This is a genomic window from Paratractidigestivibacter sp. (assembly GCF_052362415.1).
Taxonomy (GTDB): Bacteria; Actinomycetota; Coriobacteriia; order Coriobacteriales; family Atopobiaceae; genus Paratractidigestivibacter.
The window spans coordinates 1-5354 of record NZ_DAWEMK010000043.1 but is presented as its reverse complement, the minus strand read 5'-3'; the positions used below and the strand labels follow the sequence as shown (position 1 = coordinate 5354).

The 5354-nt window shown below is 66.3% G+C and carries 5 protein-coding genes; 1 reads left to right on the top strand and 4 read right to left on the bottom strand.

Annotated features, from left to right (window positions below):
* The 3 genes from ACT84W_RS05910 to ACT84W_RS05900 all read right to left on the bottom strand — a co-directional run.
* Positions 1–793 (bottom strand): HAD family hydrolase (locus ACT84W_RS05910; RefSeq protein ID WP_444328550.1); only part of this gene is annotated, 793 nt, incomplete at its 3' end.
* A gap of 95 nt (positions 794–888) precedes the next feature.
* The gene (locus ACT84W_RS05905; protein WP_444328549.1) at positions 889–1347 is read right to left on the bottom strand and encodes a PTS sugar transporter subunit IIA; all 459 of its coding nucleotides are present in this window, start codon (positions 1345–1347) and stop codon (positions 889–891) included.
* A gap of 157 nt (positions 1348–1504) precedes the next feature.
* Positions 1505–2461, bottom strand: a complete 957-nt coding sequence (locus ACT84W_RS05900) for an ROK family protein (RefSeq protein WP_444328548.1) — start codon at positions 2459–2461, stop codon at positions 1505–1507.
* Positions 2462–2667: 206 nt separating this feature from the next.
* Between ACT84W_RS05900 and ACT84W_RS05895 the strand changes: the two genes are divergently transcribed.
* On the top strand, positions 2668–4215 hold the full coding sequence (locus ACT84W_RS05895) for a carboxypeptidase M32 (RefSeq protein ID WP_444328547.1): 1548 nt from the start codon (positions 2668–2670) through the stop codon (positions 4213–4215).
* Between the two features lie 396 nt (positions 4216–4611).
* Here the strand turns inward: ACT84W_RS05895 and ACT84W_RS05890 are convergent, their stop codons facing one another.
* On the bottom strand, positions 4612–5331 hold the full coding sequence (locus ACT84W_RS05890) for a hypothetical protein (RefSeq protein WP_444328546.1): 720 nt from the start codon (positions 5329–5331) through the stop codon (positions 4612–4614).
* Positions 5332–5354 lie beyond the last annotated feature (23 nt).

Genomic DNA, 5354 nt, shown 5'->3' with positions numbered 1-5354 from the left:
CTGCGGCAAGCGCCTCAATGGCGGCGGGCACGGCATCGTCCTCGACGGCGCCGATGTGCCAGCGTGCCGCGACGCGCGCCTCGGGCAGCGCCCCCGCAACGGCGACGGAATGATCGACCGTGGAGAACATCTCGAGGTCGTTGCCGGCGTCGCCGAAGACGACCGCCTCGTCGCGCCCGATCCCGAGCCGCTTCAGAAGCCACGCGAGCGCGGCGCCTTTGTTCCATCCTGCGGGCATGACGTTGGAGAACTGCGCCTGCGGGACGTCGAAATCCAGACCGTCGACCTTGCGGTTGAGCAGCGCCACGACCTCGCGCGTGCGCTCAAGGTCGCCGCGGATAAAGACGTTTGCCTTCGTGATGCCCGCAGAAGGAACGTCGTCACGGTCGACGCAGGTCTCGCCATAGCGGGGGAAGCATACGAGCAGATCGTCACGGGAGCCCTGCACGAGACACGGAGTCTCACCCTCGAAGAGGAGCAGGCCCGCGGAGTCCACGTCTGAGAGAACCTCCATCGCCCGCCGGACGCAGGAGGAGTCGACCTCCTTTTGCAGGGTCTTCTTGCCCTCAAGGTAGACTTGCGAGCCGTTGGTGGCGATCGCCGTGGCGCAGCAGGAGGCGTCGCCGCCGAAGAACTCGGGAATCCACGGATAGAAGCGGCCGCTCGCGGGGCCGACGAGGATGCCGGCGTCCATGGCGGCGTGGAACGCGTCCACACAGCGGCGAGTCACGGTCTTCTTGCCGTACGGCAAGATGGTGCCGTCGATGTCGGTGAGAATGAGCTTGATGGCCATAGGCTTCTCCCTTGGGGCTAATGCGGCGATGTCCCAGTAAAAACGCCGGCCGCCACGACGGCGACCGGCGTTGTCGAATCAATCGACCGGAAACCCTACTCCTCGGTGATGCCCTCGTTGACCAGGGCAGCGAGCTTGGCAGGATCGTTCTCGGCAAGAAGCTCCTCGCGCTTGTGGGCGTCCATGAGCATGACGGCGATCTTGGACAGCAGACGAAGGTGCGTGGTGCCGGCCTCGGCGGCGGGGATCAGCAGCGCGATGGCGCACTTGATCGGGGCATCGTCCATGGAAGGCCACTCGACGTCGGCGGCAAACTTGGCCACGAGGATGGTGGCCTCCTTGACCGCGGCGGTCTTGGCGTGAGGGATGGCGAAGCCGCCGGTCATGCCCGTGGTGCCCTCGGCCTCGCGGGCCTTGAACGCCTCGAAGATGGCGTTGGCATCGTCGGCAAAGCCCAGCTCGACGGTCTTCTCGGCGAAGAACGCGAGAACCTCGTCGATGGTAGCGGCCTTGCAGTCAACAAAGACATGAGATTCGGTGACGATATCGCTCATAAGGATGCTCCTGTCCTCGGCTCAAACGACACGCGACGCACTTGACGCCGCTTCAACTCATTCAGTATAGCACGCAAGGCGCGGAATTTCGACGAACGGTAGTTTTTCGACGGTAAACGCCTTCTCTTATTGAAAGAAGGGCGATCTCGGACTCAGTCTAATCTCCCGGCCGCTCTTCCCTCAGGCGGAGCGCCTCGTAGGCACAGCCGTACATGGCGGCCTGGTTGCCGAGCCCGGCAGCTTCGATGCGGACGTCCTTGCAGGTAGAAAGGGCGTGCGCGGCGAAGCGACGGCGAAGCTCAGGGGCGAACGTGGCGAATGCGCCCGCAACGCCGCCGCCGATGAGATACATCGCGGGGTCGACGATGCAGCTGACCTGCGCCATCGCCTGCGCGAGGTACTCGCACATCTGGTCGACGGCGATCTTTGCGCACTCGTCGCCGGCCGCCAGGGCACGGAAGACGGTGAGGGTATCGGTCGCGTGCTCGACAGGAGCGGGCGTGACCCCGCGGCGCTCGCACTCCTCGAGATACAGGCGAACGATGCCTGTGGCGCTCGCGTACTGCTCGAGACAGCCCTTGCGCCCGCAGCCGCAGATGCGGGTCTCGGCGGGGTTGACCGTCACATGGCCGATCTCGCCGCCCGCGCCGAACGCGCCCGCGACGAGCTTGCCGCCCACGACGACGCCCGCGCCCACGCCCGTGCCGAGCGCGATGAGCACGTAGCTCGAGACGCCACGCGCGACGCCTGCCCACATCTCGCCCAGGGCAGCGGCGTTGGCGTCGTTGACGAAGGCGACGGTCGCGTTGGGGAAGGCGGCGTTGATGGAGGCGACGAGACCCTCCGGGTCGAGCTTGATGTTGGGGAGGAAGCCCACGGTTCCGTCGTCCGCGACGGGACCGGGGATATCGAGGCCTAGGGCAATGACGTCGTCGGGGGCGGAGTCGTGCGCCGCGAGGATCTTCGCGAGGCCGTCGGTGACGACCGCGTAGGCCGCGTCGTCGGTGAGCGCGGGCGTGGGGATCTTGCGCTCCTCGAGGAGCTCTCCCTCAGGGGTAAAGAGGCCTGCCTTGATGCTCGTGCCGCCGATGTCGATGCCGAGAACTGCCTGCATGGGAGGTCCTTCCACGTTGTCGCGCGGGCGCTTGCGCCAGCGCCGCCAAAAGTTGCTCAGACAACTATAAAGCCGACGGGTGGAGACGGGGAACGGCAGGGCGCGACCGGTGCCCCAAGCGACGCGTTCGGCGCGGCGGGGTACACTTGGAGCGTGCATGCACGCGCCGCCGGGCCGGCGGCGCTCGTCTTCTTTTTGGAGGAGCCATGGCAGAGAATCCCGCGACCGCCGACCTCAACGCCGCCGTCGCAAACCCCCGCGCGGACATCGCCGCGCTCGATACGCTCGAGAACAAGCTCTTCGCACTCCGCTACGCGATCGACGAGATCGGGTCCCTCGGCCCCGTCATCGACCCGCCGCGCGCCACCGAGGAGCGCGGCCAGGCGACCTCGGTCCTCGAGGAGGAGCGCGTCCGCGCGCTCTGCGCGCCGGAGGTCGGCCCCCTGCTCGAGCGCCTCGGCGCGCAGCCCGAGCTGCTGGGCAAGACCCGCATGGCCCAGGTCAAGGTCCTCAAGCGCGACCGCGCCTCGCTCGTCGACGTCCCCGCCGAGGAGCAGGCCGAGTTCAGCCGCCTCACGGTGGAGGCCAACGACATCTGGCGCCGCGCGAAGGCGGCCGACGACTGGGCGAGCTTCGAGCCCTACCTCGACCGCATCGTCGCGGCCCTGCGGCACATGGCCTCCGAGAAGAATCCCGGCGCCGATCCCTACGACGTCTGGCTCGACGAGTACGAGCACGGCACGAACCGCGCGTTCTACGACCCGTTCTTCGCGCAGGTCAAGGACTGCGTCGTCCCGCTGCTCGCCGACTGCATGGCCAGCCGCCACAAGCCGAGCCACACGTGCGTCGAGGGTAACTTCGACGAGGCGCGCCAGTGGGCGCTCGCCGACGACCTGATGGCGCTCGAGGGCGTGGACACCAACGCGCTGTGGGTCGGGCGCACGGAGCACCCCTTCACGGGCGGCCCCTCCGAGGGATTCGTGATCATCGCGAGCCATGTGTACCCCGACAACGTCCTCTCCAATGTCTTCAGCATGCTCCACGAGGGCGGCCACACGCTGTACGAGCAGAACGTCGACCCCGCATACCGCTTCACGTCGCTCAAGGGCGGCACGTCGATGGGCATGCACGAGGCGCAGTCGCGCTTCTTCGAGAACATCATCGGGCGCAGCGAGACCTTCGCCACGCCGCTGCTCAAGACGCTGCGCGGGCGCTTCCCCGGTCAGTTCGGGCGCGTGACGCCGCACCAGCTCTTCCTCGCGGAGAACTGCGCCGAGCCGTGCCTCATCCGCTGCGACGCCGACGAGCTCACCTACCCGCTGCACATCCTCGTGCGCTACGAGATCGAGCAGATGCTCTTCTCCGGCGAGGCCAAAGCGGCCGATGTCCCGGGCCTTTGGGCACAGAAATACAAGGATTACCTGGGCATCGAGGTTCCCGACGACGCCCACGGGGCGCTGCAGGACACGCACTGGTCCGATGGCAGCCTGGGCTACTTCCCCACCTACGCGCTCGGCAGCGCCATCGGTGCCCAGCTCAAGGATGCCATGGTCGCGGGTGGCATGGACTTCGACGGGGTGTGCGCATCTGGCGACCTCGCGCCCATCCGCGAGTGGCTGCGCGTGAACATCTGGCGCTGGGGCCGCGCGAAGGACACCGACGAGCTCATGCGTGCGGCGTGCGGCGCCCCCTTCGACGCGAAGCACTACACCGACTACCTCACGCAAAAGTTCAGCGCGATCTACGAGCTCTAGCCGCGGCTACGTTCCCGAGTGCGTGGCTACGCTCCCGAGCCGTGGCCGTGCACTCGAACCGTGGCTTCGCCCCGAGCCTCAGCTTCGCCCTCCCGAACCGTTGCCGCGCCCCTCGGTATGACGCACTTTTGGATTCGGACCACGTTCAAGCGCCTCCGTCGCGCAAAACTCGCTTAGGGCCACGCATTTTTGCCCTAAGCCCAGGAAAACGCCCAGTTGGCGAATCCGCCAACTGGGCGTTTCTTTAGGCTCAGGCATCGGGCGCCGGCAAGGCGCCCTAAAATACGTGGCCCTAAGCGAGTTTTGCGCGGTAATCCCACCTCAGCGTAGCCCTAATCGAATTTTGCGCAATGCCGACGGCGCGAGCGACACTGGCGGGACGCAATGCCGGCGCGATTACTTGCAGATCTGGTTCCTTTGGTCGATGAGCATGTTGAGCATGCGCACGCAGTCGCTCATCGTGAGCTCGTCACCGCCCTCCTTGAGCAGGGTGTCGAGCTCAAAGAGGAATCCGCCGATCTGCTGCTCGATCTCGAGCGTGCCTTCGAAGGACTCCTCCGGACCGCGCTTGAGCAGGGTCTCGATACGCTGGGCATCCTTCGCGAACTCGGTCCCCTGCGCATGCGCGGCCAGGGCATGGGCCTGGTTGCGCAGCTTCGGCACCGCGTCGACTCCGCGCGACTTTCCGCGGGCGGCGGCGCGCGCCTCCGGGGAGTCCTCGGAGACCTCATTGGCCTGATAGGCGACGTACGAGAGATACACGACGTAGAGGCCCGCCTGGACAAAGAACGAGAACATGGCGGAGTCGGTGACGAAGTGGATGAAGATCGCCGACGCAAGGAGCTCAGTGACGAAGTAGGTGGTCGTGATGCGCGTGCCCAGGCTGCCGAGGAATCGCGAGGTCGTGGGCGCGTCCGCGTCGAGCCGGGGGAAGAACCTCGGCATGACAATGAGGACCACGAAGGCGAAGGCGACGAACGCGTACGAGATGTTCACCGAGGTGCCGAGCCCGCTGATGTTAAAGAAGACAAAGAGGGCGAGAATCGCCACGATGAAGTACATGCCGGTCTGTACGGCCCTCGATGTCTGGGCCGAGGGCTTGGCGTTCTTCGACACGTGAGGTCCTTTCCTAGCGAGTG

Coding starts and splice junctions, on each gene's coding strand:
- ACT84W_RS05905 (WP_444328549.1), bottom strand. CDS start 1,347: ATGAGCGATATCGTCACCGAATCTCATGTCTTTGTTGACTGCAAGGCC.
- ACT84W_RS05900 (WP_444328548.1), bottom strand. CDS start 2,461: ATGCAGGCAGTTCTCGGCATCGACATCGGCGGCACGAGCATCAAGGCA.
- ACT84W_RS05895 (WP_444328547.1), top strand. CDS start 2,668: ATGGCAGAGAATCCCGCGACCGCCGACCTCAACGCCGCCGTCGCAAAC.